Below are 19,562 nucleotides of genomic sequence, written 5' to 3'. Positions count from 1 at the left end.
CGCGGAAGGACGGCGGCGCGGCGGGGAGAAAGGCACTGATGGACGCATCCGTCGAAAGGTTCCTCGGCTACCTTCGGGCGGAGAAGGACGCCTCCCCGCACACGCTCGACGCCTACCGGCGCGACATCGAGCGCTTCTCCGCCTTCCTGTCGCGGAGGGCCCGCGGCGTCGCCGAAGGCCACTGGCGTCTCGCCGACCGTTCCCTGATCCGCCAGTACCTCGCCGAGGTCGCCGCCGCGGGCCTCTCCCGGGCGAGCATCGGCCGCCTCGTCTCGTCGCTGCGCTCCTTCTACCGCTTCATGGTCCGCGAACGTATGTCGGCGGTCAACCCGTTCGCGGGCGTCGCGACCCCGAAGCGCAGGAAGGCGCTGCCCCGGTTCCTCGACGTGGACGCCGTGCGCCGCCTGATCGAGTCGGCGGGGGGGGAGCGTCTGCTCGACATCCGCGACCGCGCCATCCTCGAGACGCTCTACAGCACGGGGATGCGGGTAAGCGAGCTCACGGCGCTCGACGCGGACGACCTGGACCTCCTCGGCGAGATGGCGCGGGCGAAGGGGAAGGGGAAGAAGGAGCGGCTCGTCCCGCTCGGGAAGCCCGCCGTCGCAGCCCTGATGGCCTACCTGGAGGCGCGGAACCTCGGCCCCCTCCGGGCGCGGGGTGAGGCGCGCACGCCGGTCTTCGTCAACCGCGGCGGGGGGCGGCTCACCGCCAGGTCCGTCCGGGATGTGATCGACCGGCACGTGCGCAGGGCCGCCCTCGAGGCGCGCGTCTCCCCGCACTACCTCCGGCACTCGTTCGCCACACACCTGCTCGACGCGGGCGCGGACCTCCGGGCGGTGCAGGAGCTCCTTGGGCACGCGAGCCTCTCCACCACGCAGGTCTACACGCACGTGACCGCCGAGCGGATGAAGAAGGTCTACGAGGAGGCCCACCCGCGGGCGTGATTCGATGACGAAGGTTCTCCGTTTCTACAACGCCTTGCTCCGGCTCTTCTTCGCCCTCTCGCTGCCCTGGTTCGCCGTCCAGGTGGCGCGGCGGGAGAAGTACCGCGCCGGCATCCGGCAGCGCCTCGGCCGCTACCCGTCTCCGCTGCGGGACGCGCTCCGCGGGAGGCGGCGCGTCTGGATCCACGCGGTCTCCGTGGGCGAGGTCCTCGCCGCGCTCCCGCTCGTGAAGGCGCTCGCGGAGGCCCTCCCCGGACACCGCGTCGTGCTCTCGACCGTCACCCTCACGGGGCAGCGGGTGGCGAGGGAGAAGGCGGGCGGGTGGGCGACCGCCTTCTACTTCCCCCTCGATCTGCCTTCCGCGGTCAGGCGCGCCTTCGATCTCGTCTCCCCCGATTTCGTCGCGATCGTCGAGACCGAGCTCTGGCCCAACTTCATCGCCGAGGCCGCGCGCCGGGGCGTCCCGCTCGCCGTCGTGAACGGCCGCATCTCGGACCGGTCGTTCCGCGGCTACCGCAGGGCGCGGTTCCTGCTGCGGCGGATCCTCCCCTCGATACGGCGCTTCAGCATGCAGACCGTCCTCGACGCGGAGCGGATCGTCGCGCTCGGCGCGCCGGCGGAGAGGGTCGCCGTCGGCGGGAACATGAAGTTCGACTGCGGGCTTCTGCCGGCCGGCGAGGAAGAGACGCGCGGCGCCCGCCTCGCGCTTGGGCTGGAGGCGTACGCGCCGGTGATCGTCGCGGGCAGCACGCACCGGGGCGAGGAGGAGGCGGTGCTCGACGCGTGGGACGCGGCGCGGCGCGAAAGACCCGAGACCGCCCTGGTCATCGTGCCGCGCCACCCCGAGCGCGGGGAGGAGGTGCAGGCGCTCTGCGAACGGCGCGGCGCCGCCTGCGTCCTCAGGTCCCGCCACCCGGCCGGGGCGAGGGTCCCCGCGGGGGCGGTGCTCGTGGCGGACACGATCGGCGAGCTCACGGCCATCTACCGCGCGGCGACGCTGGTCTTCGTCGGCAAAAGCCTCGTCGGCGGCGGGGGGCAGAACATCATCGAGCCGGCGAGTCTGGGCAAGGCGGTCCTCTTCGGGCCCTCGATGCAGAACTTCCGCGAGGCGGCGGAGCTCCTCCTCCGCGCCCGGGGCGCCGTGCAGGTCGCCGACGCCCGCGGGCTCGCCGAATCGGTCGTCGCCCTGCTCGCGGACGCCCCCCTTCGGGAGGAGCTCGGGCGGCGCGCGGCGGAGGCGATGGCGGGCAGCCGCGGCGCGACGCGGCGGAACCTGGAGCTGCTGCGGGGGCTCGTGCCGGACTAGAAGGCGGCGCGGCGCGCGCGGGGGGCGTGCATGAACGCACTGGGCTGGGCCGACATCGTGGAGGGGCGGCGCCGCGGCGCCGCCGCCGGCTGCCTGCGCCTCGCCCTCGCCCCGCCGTCGCTCGCCTACCGGCTGGCGGTCGCCGCCCGGAACGCGGCGTTCGACCGCGGCCTCCTCCGCGCGCGGCGCCTCCCGCGCCCGGTCATCAGCGTCGGGAACCTCGCCGTCGGCGGCGCGGGTAAGACGCCGTTCGCGATGCTCCTCGCGCGCGGCCTCCGGGCGCGGGGGCTGCGCGCGGCGGTGCTGAGCAGGGGCTACGGCGCCTCGGCGGAGGGCCCCTTCTTCCCGCGCCTCGTCTCAAACGGCGCGGGGGCGATCCTTTCGCCCCGCGAGGCCGGGGACGAGGCGCACCTGCTCGCCCGCGGGCTCCCGGGCACCGTTGTCGCGATCGACCCGGACCGCCTGCGGGCCGGGGAGATGGCGGCGCGCCGCTTCCCGGTGGACGTCTTCATCCTCGACGACGGTTTCCAGCACCGCCGCCTCCGGCGCGACCTCGACATCCTCCTCCTCGACGGGACAAACCCGTTCGGCAACGGCCGCCTCCTGCCCGCGGGGCGGCTCCGCGAGCCGCCGTCCGCCGCCCGCCGCGCGGACGCGATCGTCTTCACGCGCTGCCCGGGTCCGCCGCCGCCGCACGCGCTCCGGCGACTTCGCGAACTCGGGGCGGGGGCGCGGATCTTCACCGCGACGCACCAGCCCGCGCGGCTCGCCCGGCCCGGCCCGGGGCCCGTGGAGGACCCGGCCTCGCTTCGGAAGACGCCGGTCGCCGCCTTCTGCGGCCTCGCCGAGCCGGAGGGGTTTTTCCGCACGCTCGAGGGCCTCGGGGCGCGCGTCGTCCTCTCCCGCCGATTCCCCGACCACCACCCGTACCGTCCCGCGGAGATCGAGACGCTCGCCCGCGCGGCGGCGGCGGCGGGCGCCGCGGTTCTCGTGACGACCGCCAAGGACGCCGTCCGAATCCCGGAGACGCCGACGCTCCCCCTCCCGCTCCGCGTCCTCGAGATCGAAATGAAAATTGGCGGGGGGGAGGCGCAGATGCTAGAATGGGTGTTCGAGTCGCTCGGCACCGCCGCGCGGCGCGGGAAAGGTCCGGCGCCTGAATGAAGCAGATCCATCCGACGGCCGTGATAGACGCCGCGGCGGAGATCGCGGACGACGTCACGGTCGGGCCGTACGCCGTGATCGAGGGGGACGTGTCGATCGGCCGCGGCACGGTGATCGAGAGCCACGCCTGCATCAAGCGCCGCACCTCGATCGGCGAGAACAACCGGATCCACGCCGGGGCGGTGCTGGGGGACCTTCCCCAGTCGCTCTCATTCAAGGACGTTCCGACCTTCCTCCGGATAGGCGCCGGCAACACCTTCAGGGAGCACGTCACGGTCCACCGCGCCATGGTCGAGAACGAGGCGACGGTGATCGGGGACCACAACTACTTCATGGCGCTCTCCCACGCCGGCCACGACTGCGTCATCGGCAACCGCGTCATCGTCACGAGCTGCGCGCTCATCGCGGGGCACACGGTCGTGGAGGACAACGTCGTCATCTCGGGCGCGGTCGTCATCCACCAGTTCAGCCGCATCGGGCGCCTCGCGATGCTGAGCGGCCTCTCCGCCGTCAACCGCGACATCCCGCCGTTCGTCATCGCGGGCGGGCGCCCCGCGGCCGCGTCCGGCCTGAACGTCGTCGGGTTGCGGCGCGCCGGCGTGACGCAGGCGGGACGGACGCGCCTGAAGGAGGCGTTCAAGACCTTCTATGCCTCGGGCCTCAACGCCTCCCGCGCGATCGAGGAGATCGAGAAGGGGGAGATGACGCCCGAGGTGCGCCATTTCGTCGAGTTCATCCGCCGCTCCACGCGCGGGGTCTGCCGCTACGCGGAGTGGGCGGAGAAGCGGGGCGCCGACTTCTGAGCCCCGCCGGCCCGGGGAGGCGATCGCCCGGGCGCGCGCATCCCCTGCTATGCAACCATACCAGCGTCTCGCCGTCGTGCTGCTCCTCTCGCTGCTGGCGAGCTGCATCGTCGCGCCGTGGGCGGCGCTCGGCATCGACCTGATCCGCGGCGCCTGCCCGGCCCTCGACGAAGCGCTCGACTTCCCGTTCGACCGCGTGATGCGCCGGGTCGTCCTCATCGTCAGCGTCCTCTTCCTCGTCGCCTGGCGCCGCCGCCTCGAGATCGTCTCGCTGGCCTCGGTGGGGTTGCGGGGCGCCGACGGGCCCGCCCCCCTCTTCCTGCGCGGGTGGCTCGCGGGCGCGGGGGCGCTCGCCGCGATGCTGCTCGTGATGGCCCGATACGGCGCGCGCATCCCCGGGCTCTACTTCTCCGGTTCAGGCGAGCTCCTGTTCGAAGTCGGGAAGGCGTTTCTCACGGGGGTGGTGGTGGCGATCATCGAGGAGATCTTTTTCAGGGGATTCGTGCTGCAGGCGTGCCTCCGCACCCTCCCCGCCGCCGTCTCCGTCGTCGCGATGAGCGCCTTCTTCGCGATCGTGCACTTCTTCAACGCCTCGGATATGCCGGCGCCCGCCGCCTTCGACCCGCTCCTCGGCTTCAAGGCGCTGGCGTACTTCTTCGCGCCGCTCTGCTCCCCGGCGGAGGTGCTCCCGGGCTTCGTCGGCCTCTTCCTCTTCGGCCTGCTGCTCGGCGCGTCGGTCCTCAGGACCGGCTCGCTCTACCTCGCGATGGGGCTGCACGCGGGCTGCGTCTTCGGCATCAAGGCGGAGGGGCTCCTCCTGAACCGGGCGAAGGGGGTGGCCCCCTGGTTCTTCGGCGACGGGCGGGTGGTCACCGGCGTCTTCGGCTGGATCGTGCTCCTCGGCCTGCTCTGGGCGATGCGACGGGCGCATCCCGCCCCCCGCCCGCGCGGGCGCGAAGAAGGAGGCGCGGCATGAGCGAGGAAGCACGCGTCCCCTGGCGGCACTACCCGGCCTGGCTCCTGCTCAAGGCGTTCTGCGGGGCTCTCCAGCTCCTGCCCGAGGGGCTCGTCTACCGGATCGCCGCCGGCCTCTCCCGGCTCGCCTTCCTGCCGAACAGCCGCTACAGGCGGGTGGCCCTGGCGAACCTCGACCTCGCGTACGGGGATGCGAAGACCGTCGCGGAGAAGCGCCGCATCGCGCGCGGTTCCTTCAGGAACCTCTTCCTCACGATGACCGAGTTCATGCTCACCCCGAAGATCAGGCGCCGCGGCGGGCCCGACATAGAACTCATCAACGGGGAGGCGATCCGGGCGGTGCGGGCGAAGGGGAAGGGGCTCATCTTCCTCGTCTCCCACTACGGGAACTGGGAGTTCATGGCCCTGAGCGACGCCCCCCTGATGGGACCGGTCGCGGCGGTGGGCAGGCCGTTCCGGAACTCCCTCATCTACCGGGAGATCGAGCGGCGGCGCTCGATGTGCAACCTGATGCCGATCAAGAAGAAGTGGGTGGCGCAGGACATTATCGACCTTCTCGGCCGCAACTACTGCGTGGCCATCCTCTCGGACCAGTACGCGGGGCGTTTCGCCCCGTTCGCCCCGTTCTTCGGCCGGCCGGTCTCCACGACCCCCTCGGCCGTCGTGCTGGCGATGAAGACCGGCGCCTCGATCGTCCCGGTCTTCGACGTGCGCGTCGGGTACAGCCGCCACGAGGTCCACGCCTGCGACCCGATCGAGATCCCCGACACCGGCGACCGGAAAGCCGACATCGCCGAGGGGTGCGCCCGGATGAACCGGGTGCTCGAGGGGTGGGTCCGCCGGCGCCCCGACCTGTGGCTCTGGATGGCGCGCCGCTGGCGGAAAAAGAAGCGGCCGGAGGAGCTATGAGCGAAACCGTCCGGATCGCGGTCAGGGGAACGAACTGGCTGGGCGACTCGGTGATCGCCATCCCGGCGGTGCGGGCGCTCCGGGCCCTCTTCCCGGGCTCGCCGATCACGATGCTCGCCCCCGCGAACCTCGCCTGCCTCTGGGAACTCGAGGGCTCCGCGGACAGGGTCGTGCCCGTGCCGAGGCCCGCGGGCCTGCGGGGGGCGCGAACGCTCATCGCCGCACTCAGGCGCGACCGGTACGACCTGGGCGTCCTCCTCCCGAACTCGTTCTCCTCCGCGCTCCTCTTTTTCCTCGGCGGGGTCCGCAGGCGCGTCGGCTACGCGACGGACGGGCGCGGTCTCCTCCTCACCTCCCCCGTCCCGGTTCCGCGCGGGAAACGGCTTGCCGATCCGCGCAATCACGGCGGGCACGCGCGCCGCGGCGAGGCGGGGGAGGGGGCGGCGTCCGCCTTCGAGGGGCACCAGGTGCACCGCTACCTCGCGCTCGTGCGGACGCTCGGTGCGGTCGAGGCGGATCCCCGCCCGTCGCTCGGCCTGCCCGCTTCCCTCCTCGAACAGGCCGACGCCCTGCTCCGGGCGCGGGGGGTCGCCCCGGGGCGGACGGTCGTCGGGCTGAACGCGGGCGCGACCTACGGCGAGGCGAAGTGCTGGCCGCAGGAGCGGTTCGCCTCCCTCGCCCGCCTCCTGCGCGACCGTCTCGGCGCCGCGATCCTCGCGGTGGGGGGGGCGGCGGAACGGGAGCGCGCCGGGGCCGTCTGCGCCCCGCTCGGCCCGGACGGGATCAACGTCGCGGGCGAGACGACAGTGGCGCAGCTGGCGGCCCTCGCGGCGCGCTGCGCGGTCTTCGTGAGCAACGACACCGGGCCGATGCACCTGGCCGCCGCCGTCGGGACGCCGGTCGTGGCGGTTGTCGGCCCGACGGACCCCGTCGCCACGGGCCCGCTCTCGAACCGGGCGACGATCGTCAGGCGGGAGACCTCCTGCGCCCCGTGCCTGAAGCGGCGCTGCCCCGCGGACCACCGCTGCATGACGGCCGTCGCCGCGGAGGAGGTCTTCGCCGCCGTCAGGGACCTGCTGCCTCCAAGGGGCTGAATCGCGCGTCATACGGCTCAGATGAAAATCGCCTTCCTCATCTCCGACTACGCCCCTTCCCGCGGGGGGCAGGAACGGTACCTGTCGCGCCTGCTCGGCGCCCTCGCGGCGGGGGGGCACGACCTGCACGTCTTCGCCGCGCGCGGCGAAATGGCGGAGGGGGGCGGCTTCGTCTTCCACCGTGTGCCCGTTCCCGCCGCGGCGGGGCCCTCGCTGAAAACCGTCCTGTTCATCCGGCGCGCGCGCCGAATGCTCGCCGGGGGGGGGTGGGACGTCGTGAGCGGCCTCACCCGCTTCTACCCGCTCGACGTCTACCGGATGGGCGGGGGGATCCACCGGGTCTGGCTCCGGGAGAAGGCGGACACCGCCGCCGGCCGCCTGGTCGCCTACACGCGCCCGTTCACCTGGCTCGCGCTGCACCTGGAGAGGCGGATCTTCGACCCGCGCCTCTGCGGCCGCGTCATCGCCAACTCGCGCCTCTGCCGAGACCAGCTCCTCGCCCGCTACCCGTACCCCCCGGGCCGGGTGTCGGTGGTCTACAACGGCGTCGACCACGGTATGTTCCACCCCCGCCTCCGCGCGCTACACCGCGCCCGGGTCCTCGCGGAGCTCGGGATCCCCGCGGGGGCGTCTGTGGCCCTGTTCGCCTCCCACAACCCGGTCCGCAAGGGGCTCGAGACCGCCCTCCGCGCCGCCGCCGTCCCGGCGAACCGCCGGACGCACCTCCTCGTGGCGGGGAGGGGGGGCACGGACCGCTTCGCCTCCCTCGCCCGCGGGCTCGGCGCGGCGGCGCGCATCCGCTTCCTCGGGCACCTCGCCGACATCCGCCCGTACTACGGCGCCGCCGACTACCTCGTCCTCCCGACCCGCTACGACCCGTTCGCGAACGTCTGCCTCGAGGCGATGGCGTGCGGCCTCCCGGTCGTCACGACCGCGATGAACGGGGCCTCCGAGATCGTCGGGGAGGGCCTGGACGGCTTCGTCGTCGCCGACCCGCGAAACGCCGCGGCGTTCGCCGGGCCGATGGCCGCCCTCGCCCGGGAAGAAACGCGTGCGCGGATGGCGGAGGCGGCGCGCAGGAAGTCGCTGGCCTACACCGTCGAAGCCAACGCGGAGGCGACCCTCGCCGTCTACCGCCTGGCGATGGAGGAGCGCCGTGGAATCGCGCGCTGACGAACGGGGGACGGTGCGCATCGACCCGCGCTGGCTGCCCGCGCTGCGCGCCCGCGGCCTCGATTCGTACAGCGCCCTGATCAACTTTGCCGGGGACGGCCCCGCGAGGGAGAAGCGCCGGCGGAGGATCGCGCGCGTCGTCTTTTCCGCGCCCCCCCCGGAGGGGGCCTCCGCGGCGCAGGGGACGCCGGAGACGCCGCCCGCCGCCCCGGCCCCGCTGCTCTACCTCAAGCAGCACCTCCGCACCCCGCTTCGCGAGGCGCTCGGGGATCTTTTCGCCAGGAAGGCCCCGCGCTCCGCGGCGCGGCGCGAGTGGGAGGCGATCGCGGCGCTCCGCCGCGCCGGCCTCGACACGATGGCCCCGGTGGCCCTCGGCGAGCGCCGGCGTTTCCCCTGGCTCGGCGGCTCCTTCATCGCGACCGAGGGGGTGTCGGGGACGCGCCTCGAGGATTTCGCCGCCTCTTTTCGGGGGCATTTTCGCGAAAAGAGGTGTATACTTCTTTCCCTGGCGCGGTGCGCGCGCCTGATGCACGGGGCCGGCTTCACGCACCGGGATTTCTACCTGTGCCACCTGTTTTTGCGGTCGGACGGGGGCCTGACCCTCATCGACCTGCAGCGGGTGACGCGGGGCGGCCCGGGGCACCGCCGCCGCGCGGTCAAGGACCTCGCGGCGTTGAACTATTCCGCCCCCTCCCCCGCGGTGACGAGGGCGGATCGGATGCGTTTCCTCCTCGCCTACCTCGGCAGACGCCGGTCGGGCGCGGCGGGGAGGCGTCTCGCGCGGAGGATCGCGCGGAAAACGGAGCGGATACGGCGGCACGACGCGAACAAGCGGGCGCGCGAGGCGCTCGCCGCGGAGGGAAGGTGAACGACACGCGCAGCGCCTGCGGCGACCCCCTTACACGGCTCAAGACGAGCTGGAGCACCCTGTACAAGACCCGGCGGGAGATCCAGAGCAAATTCCCCGACTTCTGGGACCTCGGGGTGCGCAAGAAGCACCTCGAGGTCGTCCTCGAGGAGATCCGGGACGGCGACTCGATCCTCGACATCGGCTCGTCGACGCGCGAGCTCCGGCAGCGGTTGATGGACGTCTGCGGCTACCGGCTCTCCTACAAGAGCATGGACATCGACCGCGAGACGAAGCAGGATTTCTATTCGCTCGACGAGATCAAGGAGCGGTTCAACGTGGTCTTCCTCTTCGAGGTCATCGAGCATCTGTCGTTCGAGGACGGCGTCCAGCTCCTCAGCGCCATCCACGAGCTGCTCCTCCCCGGGGGGAAGCTGATCCTGACGACCCCCAACGCCTTCCACCCGAACCGCTTGTGGGAGTACTCCCACAAGGTGACGTACCGCTACGACGAGATCGGCGGGATCCTCATCTCGCTCGGCTTCAAGGTAAAGAAGATCTTCAGGATCTACAACGACGCCTTCTTCCGGAGACTCTTCAGAATCTGGGTCGCCGCCCCCCTGCACAAGTACCTCTGCGTCGACTTCGCGAAGTCGATCCTCGTCGTCGCGGAGAGGGAGTAGCGCCCCGGGCGGGCGCAAGAGCGGGGTCCCCATGCACATCGCGTTCCTGACCACGCGTTTCGAGAAGCCGAGCTTCCGGTTCCGGGCGGCGCAGTTCATCCCCTACCTCGAGCGGCACGGCGCCGCCTGCACGCCGCTCCGCATCCCCCCCGCGGGGTTCAGGCGGATCCGGCTCCTCCGCAGCCTCGGCGGCTACGACGTCGTCGTCGTCCAGAAGAAGCTTTTGCGCCCGCTCGACCGGTTCATCCTCCGGCGCGCGGCGCGTCGTCTCGTCTACGACGTCGACGACGCGGTGATCTACCGCGAAGACGGCCGAACGGCCTCCCCCCACCGCGCCAGGATGCGCCGCTTCCGCGGGATGGTCCGAATGAGCGACCTGGTGCTCGCGGGCAACGAGACGCTCCGCGGCATGGCGGCGCGGCACTCCGCGCGGGTCTTCTGTTTTCCGACCGTGGTCGACACGGAGCGCTACCGACCGGCCGCGCGGGCCGCGCACGCCCCCCCCGTCGTCGGCTGGAGCGGGAGCCGGAGCACCAACCCTTACCTGAACGAACTGCTGCCGGTCCTCGACCGGCTCGCCCGGCGCGTGCCGTTCACCCTCCGCGTCGTGAGCGACACCGCGGACGGCATCGATTTCGCGGGGCACGCGGCGGTGCGCAGCGAGTTCTCCCGCTGGAGCGCCGCGGACGAGGTGGCCGAGTTCTCCGGCTTCGACATCGGCCTGATGCCGCTGCCCGACACCCCGTGGGCCCGCGGGAAGTGCGCCCTGAAGGCGCTGGTCTACATGGCGTGCGGCGTCCCCGCCGTCTGCGCGCCGGTGGGCGTGATCTCGACGATCATCACCAACGGACGCAACGGCTTCCTCGCCTCCTCCCCCGCGGAGTGGGAAGGCGCCCTGGAACGCCTCCTCCGCGACCCCGCCGTGCGGCAGGCCGTCTCCGCCCGGGGGCGCGAGACGGTCGAGCAACGCTACTCGCTCGCGGCGCACGCGCCGCGGCTCCTCGCCATCCTCTCGGATCTCTGCGGCAAGGGGGCCTCGTGACCGACCTCTCCGTCGTGGTGGTGGGCTGGAACTCGGCGCGGTACCTGCGCGGCTGCCTCTCCTCGATTCCGGCGGGCGCGGGGCGCCTCTCCGTCGAGATCTTCGTCGTGGACAACGCCTCCCGCGACGGCTCCGCCGCCCTCGTCCGCGAAGAGTTCCCGCGGGTCCGGCTGATCGCCAACACCGCCAACCGCGGCTTCGCCGCCGCCAACAACCAGGCGCTGCGCCTCGCCTCGGGGCGCTACGCGCTCCTCCTCAACCCGGACACGAAGGTGCACGAGGGGGCGCTCGAGCGGCTCGCCGCCTTCATGGACGCCGAGCCCGGCGTCGGCGCCTGCGGCCCGCTCCTCCTCAACGAGGACGGGAGCATCCAGCACGCGGCGCGGCGCTTTCCGACCTTCGCCTTCGCCTTCGCCTCCAAGACGGTGCTCGGCCGCCTCGGGTTCTTCCGCCGGGCCTACGAACGGGTGAAGATGCGCGGGGAGCGTTTCGACAAGGCGGTCGAGGTGGACCAGCCCTCGGGCGCCGCCCTCTTCCTCCGCAGAAGCGCCCTCGACCGCGTCGGGCTCCTCGACGAGGGGTATTTCATCTTCTTCGAGGAGGTGGATCTGTGCCGGAGGATCAAGGACGCGGGCTGGCGCATCGTCCTGCGCCCCGAGGCGGTCGTCACGCACTACGGCGGGAGGAGCCGCCGGCAGAACAGGGCCGGCGTCATCCTTCCCGGGGCGCGCAGCCTGCTCCGCTACTTCCGGAAGCACGAGGGAGGAGTCCGCGCCGCCCTCTTCGAGCTCGCCTTCCGCCCGCTCTTCGCCCTCGGCATCTGCGTCGACGCCGCGCGGGCGGGGCTCAAGGCCGGGCTCTACCGCCTGAGGCCCGGGAAACGGGCCGGGGCCGCGGAGAAGCAGGCGCTCTTCGTCGCCTACTGCACCTTCATCAGGCGGGATCTGTTCTGGTTCCTCTTCTCGCTCTGGGAGTGAGGGGGGACGGGCGAGTGCGCACAGGAGCGTGCGGATGTCTGCGCGATCGAAATCGACGGACTGTGACCTTCGAACCGTGACCGGCGCACACCGCATCCTCGCGGCCTTCGACCGGCTCCTCGCGGCGGTCTTCTGGGCCGTGCTCGTCATCCTCTTTTTGAGGCCGTCCGCGTTCCGGCTCGCGACCCCGCTCGGGTCCCTGAGCGTCACCAGCGCCAAGAACATCGCCGTCGTCTTCTGCGGCCTCTGGCTCGCCCTCGCCGTCGTCCGTCCGCGGCGCTACATCGTGCGCACCCCCCTCGACCTCCCGATCGCCCTCCTCCTCGCCTCGATCGCCGCCTCCGCCCTCCTCTCCCCGTTCGGCCCCGCCTCCGAGCGGGGGGCCGCGCTCCTCGAGGCGGCCTGCTACGCCCTCTTCTTCTACGGCGCCTCGTACCTGTTCCGCGGCGCGGTGCGCCCGCGCCGTGTCGCGGTCGCCTTCGTCGCGGCGGCGGTCCTGGTCGCCGCCGTGGATCTCGGCTACCACGCGCAGGCGGGGCTCACGCGCATCGTGGACCAACGGTACCCGCTCTGGGACGGCAAGAACGCGCTCGGGCTCTGCATGGCGTTCGCCCTCGCCCTCGGCGTCTCCCTGCTCCCCTCCCCCGCGCGCCCCTCGGCGTGGACGGGGGCGGCGCTCGCCCTGCTCCTCGTCTTCCTCTGCGCCGTCTACAGCTACTCCCGCGCGGCCTGGCTCGCCCTGGTCGCGGCGGCGGCCGCCCTGGCGCTGCTCCGCTCCTGGAGGTGGGTCTGGCTGATCGTCGCGGCGGCGATGGCGCTCGCCGTGCTGCCGAGCGGCCGCGTCGCGCGCCGCCTCGCCGCGACCGGACAGGCCCGAGACCGCACCGCGGCATGGCGGCTCGTCGTCTGGAAGAGCGCCGCGCGGATGGTCCGCGCCCGCCCGCTCCTCGGGGTCGGGCCCGGCGAGTTCAGGCGGGCCTGTGCCGTCTACGAGGAGAAGGACGCCGCGCTGCCTCCTCCCGCGCAGACCAGGGCGGGCCTGCGCTACCGCGAGCACGCGCACAACCTGCCGCTCCAGGTCGCCGCGGAGACCGGCCTCGCCGGGCTCGCCGCCCTGCTCTGGGGGGCGGCGGTCCTGGCGCGGACGGCCGCGCGCGGGGCGCGGTCGTCGCCGGGGCTGGCCGAGGGGCTGGCGGCCGCGCTCGCGGCGTTCGCCGCCTTCTCCCTCGTGGACTGCAGCTGGACGGGCAGGTTCTCGGGGAGCTCGTTTCTGCACATCAACCTCCTCGTCGCCCTGTTCGCGGCGATGGCGTGCGACGCGGACCCGGCCCGCGTCCCCCGCTCCGCGCCGCGCGCCCGGGATCAGGAATCGGCCCCATGTCCCAGGTCGTGACGGTCAAGGATTCGCGCGGCATCCGCTGGAAGGTGAACGCGGCGTTCGCCCCGCTCTTCATCGCCGACCGATCCCCCAGCCCGCGCCGGCTCCTCAGGGCGGGCGCCGGCCAGATGATCAAGAAGTCCCCCGCACGGATCATCTTCGGCGCCGCCCTCCCCGGCGATCCCGACGAGGTCCCGGTCGTGGTGAAGATATACCGGCACGCGAACCTGGGCGAGTGGCTGAAGGCGAACCTGTGCGGTTCCAAGGCGCGGCGGGAATGGCGCATCACGACGGCGGCGGCCGCGCGCGGCCTCCCGACGGTCGTGCCGGTCGCCTTCGGCGAACGGCGCCGCGGCGGCGTCCTGCGGGAGAGCTACCTGCTGACCGTGCGGCTCTTCAACTGCGTGACGCTCGAGGAGGCGCTCTTCTCCCCCGACGGGACCCTGCGGGCGGGCGCGAAGGAGCGGCGGCGGCTGATCGTGCTCCTCGGCGTCCTGCTGCGGCGGATGCACGACCGCGGGATCTACCACCGCGACCTCCATCCGGGCAACTTTCTCGTCGAAACGCTTCCCGGCGGCCGGAAGCGCATCTTCCTCCTCGACCTCCACCGGGCAAACGCGAGCCCCTCGCTCCCCCTCCGGCGCCGGCTCCGCAGTCTGTCCCAGTTCAACATGTTCGCGAGCATCTCCCTCAGCACCCCCGAGCGCCTCCTCTTCCTCCAGTCGTACTACGCCGGCGACGCGCGCTCGGAGCGCGACAAGCGGGCGCACCTGGCGGAGATCGACCGGCGCACGCGCCGGATGCGCTGGCGCCTCTGGAAACGGAGGGAGGGGCGCTGCCTCGCCAACAACAAGTACTTCATGCGCCTCTCCTTCGAGGGATTCAGCGGCTTCGCCCGCCGCGGCGAGTGGCGGGGCGGGATGGCGAAGCTGTTCCTCGGCGGGGACCTCCGGGCGGGCGGGGCGCGGCTGGTCAAGGAGTCGCGAAGCAAGGACCTCTGGGAGCGGGAGATCGAGCTCCACGGCGCCCGCCACACCCTCTTCATCAAGCACTACAAGCCCAAGCGCGGCTGGAAGGCGTTCAACTATCTCTGGCGCTGCTCGCAGGCGCTGCGCTCCTGGCGGGGCGCCTACGCGATCGAGATCCGGAACATCAGGGCGGTGCGGGCGGTGGCCGCGATCGAGGAGCGCTCCGCGCTGAACCTCCTCCGCAACGCCTACCTCGTCACCGAGAAGATCCCGGGCGTCGTGAACCTGGCCGACGCCCTCGCGGGGCTCGGGCGCGGAGGCGGATCGCGGCAGGCGGAGGTCGCGGCGTTCATGCGCCTCTTCGCCCATTTCCTCAGGAAGGTCCACCGCGTCGGGATCTACCACGGCGACATGAAGGCGACCAACATCCTCGTCGGGACAAACCGCGACGGGACGCCGTCCTTCTTCCTCACCGACTTCGACTTCGTCCGGACGCGGCTCGACCTCTCCCGGCGGCAGGTGCTCCGCAACCTGCTCCAGCTCAACAAGTCGTTCCTCGACCTCGGCCTGCTCGGGATCCGCGATCGGATGCGGTTTTTGAAATGGTACCTCGGCCCCGCGCGGCGCGCGGAGCTTCCCGGGATCTGGCGCACGCTCTCGCGGAGGACGCGGCGGTACCTGAAGAGGACGGGGCGGGAATTCCGCCGCGGGGATGCACTCATCGTTGCCACAGAGGACACAGAGATCACAGAGTTAACAAATACCCATTAGGGTACTATGACCGACGAATTGACGGGGAAGATCATCGGCGCCGCCATTGAAGTGCACAAGACACTTGGGCCCGGCCTGCTCGAATCCGTGTATGAAGAAGCCCTCTGTCACGAGTTTGTGCTCCGGGGCATCAGATTCGAGCGTCAAATCGGCGTGGATATAGTATATAAGGGTCATCCCATTAGCGGTCAAAGACTGGATCTACTCGTGGAGGGAGAAGTGGTCGTTGAATTGAAGTCCCTTCATAGTGTGCCCGAGGTTGCCACTTCTCAGGTTCTATCCTATCTGAGAGCGACAGGGCGGAGGCGCGGTCTCATCATCAATTTCGGGGAATTAGTGCTCGTCGATGGGATCAAACGCATTTCTCTGTAATTTCTGTGCCGCCATTGCATCATCATCGCTGCGCCACAGAGGGCATAGAGAACGCGCGAAGACCAGAAACGAGAAACTGTAGTTACTGTGGTATATCTCTGTGCTCTCTGTGTCCTCTGTGGCAACAATGATGCGCAACATCCTGATCATCAAGACGAGCTCGTTCGGGGACATCGTCCAGACGCTCCCCGTGGCCGCCCGCCTGCGCGAGGCGCTCCCCGACGGGACGATCAGCTGGCTCGTCAACACCCAGTACCGGCGCCTCCTCGAGGAGAACCCCTGCGTCGACCGCATCATCCCCTTCCCCCGCCACCTCTGGAAACCGTCCGGCACGCTCGTCCGGGCGGCGGCGTCGTTCATCTCCCTCTGCCGAGGGCTCTACGGCGGGGGCTTCGACGCCGTCCTCGACCTGCAGGGGCTGCTCCGGAGCGCCGTCTTCACCGCGGCCACGGTCTCGCCGGTCCGCGCCGGGTTCGCGAACGCGCGCGAGGGCGCCCCGCTCCTCTACAACGTCCGGGTCCGCGTCCCCCACCCGGAGATGCACGCCGTCGAGCGGTACCTGCTCCTCCCCGCGGCCCTCGGCGTTTCGGGAGACCGCGTCTCCTTTCCGCTCGGCACCGGGGAGGCGCACCGCGACTGGGCCCGGCGGCTTCTCGACCGGCTCGATCCGGGAGGACGCGCGCCGCGCGTGGGGCTCTCCGTCACGGCGCGCTGGGCGAGCAAGCGCTGGCCGCGCGCCTCCTTCGCGGCGCTGGGGGACGCGGCGAGCGCCGCGGGCGCGGCGGTCGTGGCGATCGGCGCCGCGGAACATGAGGGGGCGGAGACGGTGCGGATGATGAAAGGCCCGGCGCTCGAGGTCGACGGGGTCTGGGACCCGCTTCGCATGGCCGCCCTCCTCGAGCGGCTCGACGTGCTGGTGACCAACGACACCGGGCCGATGCACCTGGCCGCCGCCGTCGGGACGCCGGTCGTGGCCCTGTTCGGCCCGACCAGCTTCCGGCGGACAGGCCCCTGGGGCCCGACGCATCGAATCGTCTGCGCGCCGGTGCCGTGCAGCCCCTGCTACCGCAGGGAGTGCGACAGGGGGGAGGGGTGCATGGCGGCGATCCCGGTGGAGCGGGTCCGGGAGGCGGTGGAGCAGCTGTTGCGGGAGAAGCGCGGTGCACGCCATGCCCTCTGAAAGGCCCCCCGGCCCGACGAAAGAGACGCCGCAGATGCCCAGGAAGGTCCGGCACAGATTCAGGAAGGATCTCCTCTACTACGCGGCGGTGGGGCTGCTGGCCGCCGCGCGGGTCGTTCCCGCCCGCCTCCTCTTCGCCCTCTTCTCGGGCGCGGGCTGGTGCGCCTACCACCTTCTCCGGCGCGAACGGCGCAAGGCGCTCGACAACCTCGCCGCCGCCTTCGGCGGCGAGATGACCGCCGCGGAACGCGCCCGCATCGCGCGGGGCGTCTTCGTCAACCAGGGGAAAACGATGGCGGAGCTCGCCCTCTCCCCGCGGATGGACTCCGCCGCGCTCCACCGGCTCGTCTCGATGGAGGGGAGGGAGATCATCGACCGCGAGAAACGGAAGGGCAAGGGGATCATCATCATCACCGGCCACCTCGGCAACTGGGAGCTGATCCCCGCCTACTTCGTCTCCGTGGGCCTGCACGGCGGCGTCGTCGCCCGGCGGGTCTACTACGAGAAGTACGAGCGCCTCCTCTCGCGCCTCCGGCTCTCGAAAGGGTTCCGGGTCTTCTACCGGGACGAGTCGCCGCGCGCGATCCTGAAGACCCTGAAGAACAACGAGGTGGTGGGGATCCTCGCCGACCAGGACGTCCGCAAGCTCGACGGGGTGTTCGTGGAGTTCTTCGGCCGCCCCGCCTACACCCCGACCGCGCCGGTCCTCATCGCCATGAAGACCGGCGCCCCGCTCATACCCGCACGCATCGTCCGGGAGGGGCGGAAACACCGGATCGTCGTCGACGAACCGATCCCCCTCCGCCGGAGCGGCGACCGGGAGGCGGACCTCGTGCACAACACGCAGGCCTGGTCGCGCGTCATCGAGCGCTACATCAGGGAGCACCCGGACCAGTGGGTCTGGATGCACCGGCGCTGGCGCACGAGACCGGAGGACGTCGCGAGGCGGAGAGGAACGCCCCGTCTGAATCCGTCCGGCGGGTCCGACGGGAACAGGATCGTATGAGCACCGCGGGAAGGAACGGCCCGGCGGCGCCCGTGTTCCACGGCCTCTGCCTGCTGGAGACAGAGCGCCTGAAGGCGTCCGAAAAACGGTTCGGCGCCCGCCTCCTCTCCAGGCTCTTCACGCCGGCCGAACTGGCCTACTGCGGTTCGGGCGCCGCGCGCCTCCAGCGTCTCGCCGCCCGGTTCGCCGCCAAGGCCGCGGTCCGCGCGGCGCTGCGGCAGGCCGGCCTCCCCCCCCTCCCCTTCCGCAGCGTCGCGATCGAACGCGACGAATGGGGCATGCCGTATTGCATGCTCCCCGAACCCATCGCCTCCGAAGCCAGGATCCTCGTCTCCCTCTCCCACTCCCGCACCCTTGCGGCGGCGTACGCGGTGCTGGTCGTGGCTCAATCGCATTCTTCGTAGGCAGACGCAACCTCCTCCATCGAGAGCGCACGTCGAGAACTGCAGATGGTGGAAGAAGATGAATCGGAAACAATACAGGGCCGGCTGAGCGGCAAACCGGCCCGACCCTGGGCCTCCGACCGCGTGGGCGGGGCGGGGTGACCGATCGTGCCGATTGTTCCGGGCGCGTGGATCAGCGCGCCGGGGAACACTCAGGCGCAGCGCTGCGGATCAGCGGCGTACGCGGAGGCGAGCTCGCTCGCCGCAGGGCCGTAGGCTCCAGCCGCTGGTTGGGCCGCGCGCAGCGCGGACCGGCCAGCGGCTGGGAACAGCCGCCGCCCGTTGAGCCGACGCGCACGCGTCGGCTCAACCGTGAAGCTCACCTGCCTGAGAAAATAGTACAGCACCGGCCTACAAGAACAATCGCCGACGTTTGCCACACCTGGGGCTGCTGATCATACAAACCCGCGTTTCTCAGGTCAGGTGCAGCGCTTGGTTAGCCCGTCTATATGTAAAAAATAGCACCCCCTCTGTCTAAATTGATAAGACGAGCATGCATGACATCCTGGCGCTTAACATCGTTTTCTACTTCAGTGAAAAATTCCTTAGCAGCTGCTTTCAGGTCATCAAAGAATACATTGTCACTGAGGATTGTGTCGCCTATCCCACTTTTATGTAGATGTTTTGCGGGTTGCGCATGAGCCAATGTGAAGTATGCAGGCGAGAAGTTATGGAGCAAGCGACACCGCAGCTTATAGAGGTTTTTAGCATGGGGGGCATAACTGTCCGGAAAATAGTCTATGATGAAGGCTACAAAACGTTCCCCAACATTATCTGTCTCGTAGCGATAACCTGCCAAAGCATCAATTGCAGCAACGGAGCACATAAATGACAAAAATGCGGTCTCGTTTTGCCTAAGCAGAAAGGGAACGCCATCTATAATGATATCGTTGAATCCTCGAATTGCTGCCTTTATTTGCAGAGTCATTGTCATAATTGAGCCAACGCTCTGCGCGTCAGCCGCGCCGCGAGTTTACCGAGATCGGCTTCCATTCAAGCCGCGTTACATAACCAATTTTCGCCGCTACACCGGCCGCGACAGCGGCGTCGGCCTGCACGCGCTTGTTAGATTGCATCATCTATCAATGCCTATCCAGCGCCATGACCTTCTATCTGTGCTAGAACAGAACCCGCTACTTCAATCAGCTTATCGTAGGTTGTCCCTCTGTACCCGAGTATCTGTGACTTCTCCAGCAACGCCTTGGCGCTGTCAGCATCCCCTCTTATCTGTGCCAACAACGCGAGATTGTAATAGGGCAGTGGGGCTTGGCTGTCGATTTGTCTGGCCATGTCAAAATGCTGCTCTGCCTCTGCTAGCTGTCCCAGACCGAGTTGCGCCGCACCCATATTGTTGTGTGTCATCACCTCAATATCCCTGGTGTAAAATCCCCAACTCAACCAAATAAGGCTCATGACGTTTCTTTGTGAAAGATTTTCACGGCTGCGACAGGAGTACCAGCATCAGGCATGACATATCTCCCTGGCCGGCTTGAGGTTGAGCCTTCAAGGGCTCCGCTCAAGCCGGCC

At 70.4% G+C, this 19,562-nt stretch carries 20 protein-coding genes; 18 read left to right on the top strand and 2 right to left on the bottom strand.

Annotated elements, in window-relative coordinates; genetic code table 11:
• The first annotated feature begins 38 nt into the window (after nucleotides 1–38).
• The 18 genes from xerC (at nucleotide 39) to GXY35_07660 (ending at nucleotide 17,996) form a co-directional block, all read left to right on the top strand.
• Nucleotides 39–944 (top strand): tyrosine recombinase XerC, encoded by a 906-nt coding sequence (xerC, locus tag GXY35_07745; protein NLW94466.1) that lies wholly within the window; start codon nucleotides 39–41, stop codon nucleotides 942–944.
• Nucleotides 945–948: 4 nt separating this feature from the next.
• The gene (locus GXY35_07740) at nucleotides 949–2,250 is read left to right on the top strand and encodes a 3-deoxy-D-manno-octulosonic acid transferase (GenBank protein NLW94465.1); all 1,302 of its coding nucleotides are present in this window, start codon (nucleotides 949–951) and stop codon (nucleotides 2,248–2,250) included.
• A gap of 30 nt (nucleotides 2,251–2,280) precedes the next feature.
• Nucleotides 2,281–3,414 (top strand): tetraacyldisaccharide 4'-kinase, encoded by a 1,134-nt coding sequence (gene lpxK, locus GXY35_07735; protein NLW94464.1) that lies wholly within the window; start codon nucleotides 2,281–2,283, stop codon nucleotides 3,412–3,414.
• Complete coding sequence (gene lpxA, locus GXY35_07730) at nucleotides 3,411–4,217, top strand: acyl-ACP--UDP-N-acetylglucosamine O-acyltransferase (protein ID NLW94463.1); 807 nt, start codon at nucleotides 3,411–3,413, stop codon at nucleotides 4,215–4,217. Before lpxK ends, lpxA begins: the two co-directional genes overlap by 4 nt.
• A gap of 49 nt (nucleotides 4,218–4,266) precedes the next feature.
• Nucleotides 4,267–5,193 (top strand): CPBP family intramembrane metalloprotease, encoded by a 927-nt coding sequence (locus tag GXY35_07725; GenBank protein ID NLW94462.1) that lies wholly within the window; start codon nucleotides 4,267–4,269, stop codon nucleotides 5,191–5,193.
• Nucleotides 5,190–6,101: a hypothetical protein gene (locus GXY35_07720; protein NLW94461.1), complete on the top strand. Its 912-nt coding sequence runs from the start codon at nucleotides 5,190–5,192 to the stop codon at nucleotides 6,099–6,101. Before GXY35_07725 ends, GXY35_07720 begins: the two co-directional genes overlap by 4 nt.
• Nucleotides 6,098–7,195, top strand: a complete 1,098-nt coding sequence (locus GXY35_07715; protein ID NLW94460.1) for a glycosyltransferase family 9 protein — start codon at nucleotides 6,098–6,100, stop codon at nucleotides 7,193–7,195. The genes GXY35_07720 and GXY35_07715 overlap by 4 nt, the downstream gene beginning before the upstream one ends.
• A 21-nt stretch (nucleotides 7,196–7,216) precedes the next feature.
• Nucleotides 7,217–8,368, top strand: coding sequence for a glycosyltransferase family 4 protein (locus GXY35_07710; GenBank protein ID NLW94459.1), 1,152 nt, complete (start codon nucleotides 7,217–7,219; stop codon nucleotides 8,366–8,368).
• Nucleotides 8,352–9,236, top strand: coding sequence for a hypothetical protein (locus tag GXY35_07705; GenBank protein ID NLW94458.1), 885 nt, complete (start codon nucleotides 8,352–8,354; stop codon nucleotides 9,234–9,236). Before GXY35_07710 ends, GXY35_07705 begins: the two co-directional genes overlap by 17 nt.
• On the top strand, nucleotides 9,233–9,898 hold the full coding sequence (locus tag GXY35_07700; GenBank protein ID NLW94457.1) for a class I SAM-dependent methyltransferase: 666 nt from the start codon (nucleotides 9,233–9,235) through the stop codon (nucleotides 9,896–9,898). The genes GXY35_07705 and GXY35_07700 overlap by 4 nt, the downstream gene beginning before the upstream one ends.
• 31 nt (nucleotides 9,899–9,929) lie before the next feature.
• Nucleotides 9,930–10,940 carry a glycosyltransferase family 4 protein gene (locus tag GXY35_07695; protein NLW94456.1) on the top strand — a complete coding sequence of 337 codons (1,011 nt, stop codon included), beginning with the start codon at nucleotides 9,930–9,932 and terminating at the stop codon, nucleotides 10,938–10,940.
• The gene (locus GXY35_07690) at nucleotides 10,937–11,917 is read left to right on the top strand and encodes a glycosyltransferase family 2 protein (protein ID NLW94455.1); all 981 of its coding nucleotides are present in this window, start codon (nucleotides 10,937–10,939) and stop codon (nucleotides 11,915–11,917) included. The genes GXY35_07695 and GXY35_07690 overlap by 4 nt, the downstream gene beginning before the upstream one ends.
• A 34-nt stretch (nucleotides 11,918–11,951) precedes the next feature.
• Nucleotides 11,952–13,310 carry an O-antigen ligase family protein gene (locus GXY35_07685; protein ID NLW94454.1) on the top strand — a complete coding sequence of 453 codons (1,359 nt, stop codon included), beginning with the start codon at nucleotides 11,952–11,954 and terminating at the stop codon, nucleotides 13,308–13,310.
• Complete coding sequence (locus GXY35_07680) at nucleotides 13,295–15,034, top strand: hypothetical protein (protein NLW94453.1); 1,740 nt, start codon at nucleotides 13,295–13,297, stop codon at nucleotides 15,032–15,034. Before GXY35_07685 ends, GXY35_07680 begins: the two co-directional genes overlap by 16 nt.
• A 6-nt stretch (nucleotides 15,035–15,040) precedes the next feature.
• Nucleotides 15,041–15,406, top strand: coding sequence for a GxxExxY protein (locus tag GXY35_07675; GenBank protein ID NLW94452.1), 366 nt, complete (start codon nucleotides 15,041–15,043; stop codon nucleotides 15,404–15,406).
• A gap of 127 nt (nucleotides 15,407–15,533) precedes the next feature.
• Nucleotides 15,534–16,586: a glycosyltransferase family 9 protein gene (locus tag GXY35_07670; GenBank protein ID NLW94451.1), complete on the top strand. Its 1,053-nt coding sequence runs from the start codon at nucleotides 15,534–15,536 to the stop codon at nucleotides 16,584–16,586.
• Between the two features lie 34 nt (nucleotides 16,587–16,620).
• Complete coding sequence (locus tag GXY35_07665; protein ID NLW94450.1) at nucleotides 16,621–17,592, top strand: lysophospholipid acyltransferase family protein; 972 nt, start codon at nucleotides 16,621–16,623, stop codon at nucleotides 17,590–17,592.
• The gene (locus tag GXY35_07660) at nucleotides 17,589–17,996 is read left to right on the top strand and encodes a 4'-phosphopantetheinyl transferase superfamily protein (GenBank protein NLW94449.1); all 408 of its coding nucleotides are present in this window, start codon (nucleotides 17,589–17,591) and stop codon (nucleotides 17,994–17,996) included. The genes GXY35_07665 and GXY35_07660 overlap by 4 nt, the downstream gene beginning before the upstream one ends.
• 484 nt (nucleotides 17,997–18,480) lie before the next feature.
• Here the strand turns inward: GXY35_07660 and GXY35_07655 are convergent, their stop codons facing one another.
• Together GXY35_07655 and GXY35_07650 are read right to left on the bottom strand one after the other, a co-directional pair.
• A complete protein-coding gene (locus tag GXY35_07655) occupies nucleotides 18,481–18,969 on the bottom strand; it encodes a hypothetical protein (protein NLW94448.1) in 489 nt (162 codons plus the stop codon).
• A gap of 155 nt (nucleotides 18,970–19,124) precedes the next feature.
• Nucleotides 19,125–19,400, bottom strand: coding sequence for a tetratricopeptide repeat protein (locus GXY35_07650; protein ID NLW94447.1), 276 nt, complete (start codon nucleotides 19,398–19,400; stop codon nucleotides 19,125–19,127).
• Between the last annotated feature and the right edge of the window lie 162 nt (nucleotides 19,401–19,562).

The organism is Chlamydiota bacterium (assembly GCA_012729785.1).
GTDB lineage: Bacteria > Auribacterota > Tritonobacteria > UBA1439 > UBA1439 > UBA1439.
This window is presented reverse-complemented; position numbering and strand designations above follow the sequence as displayed.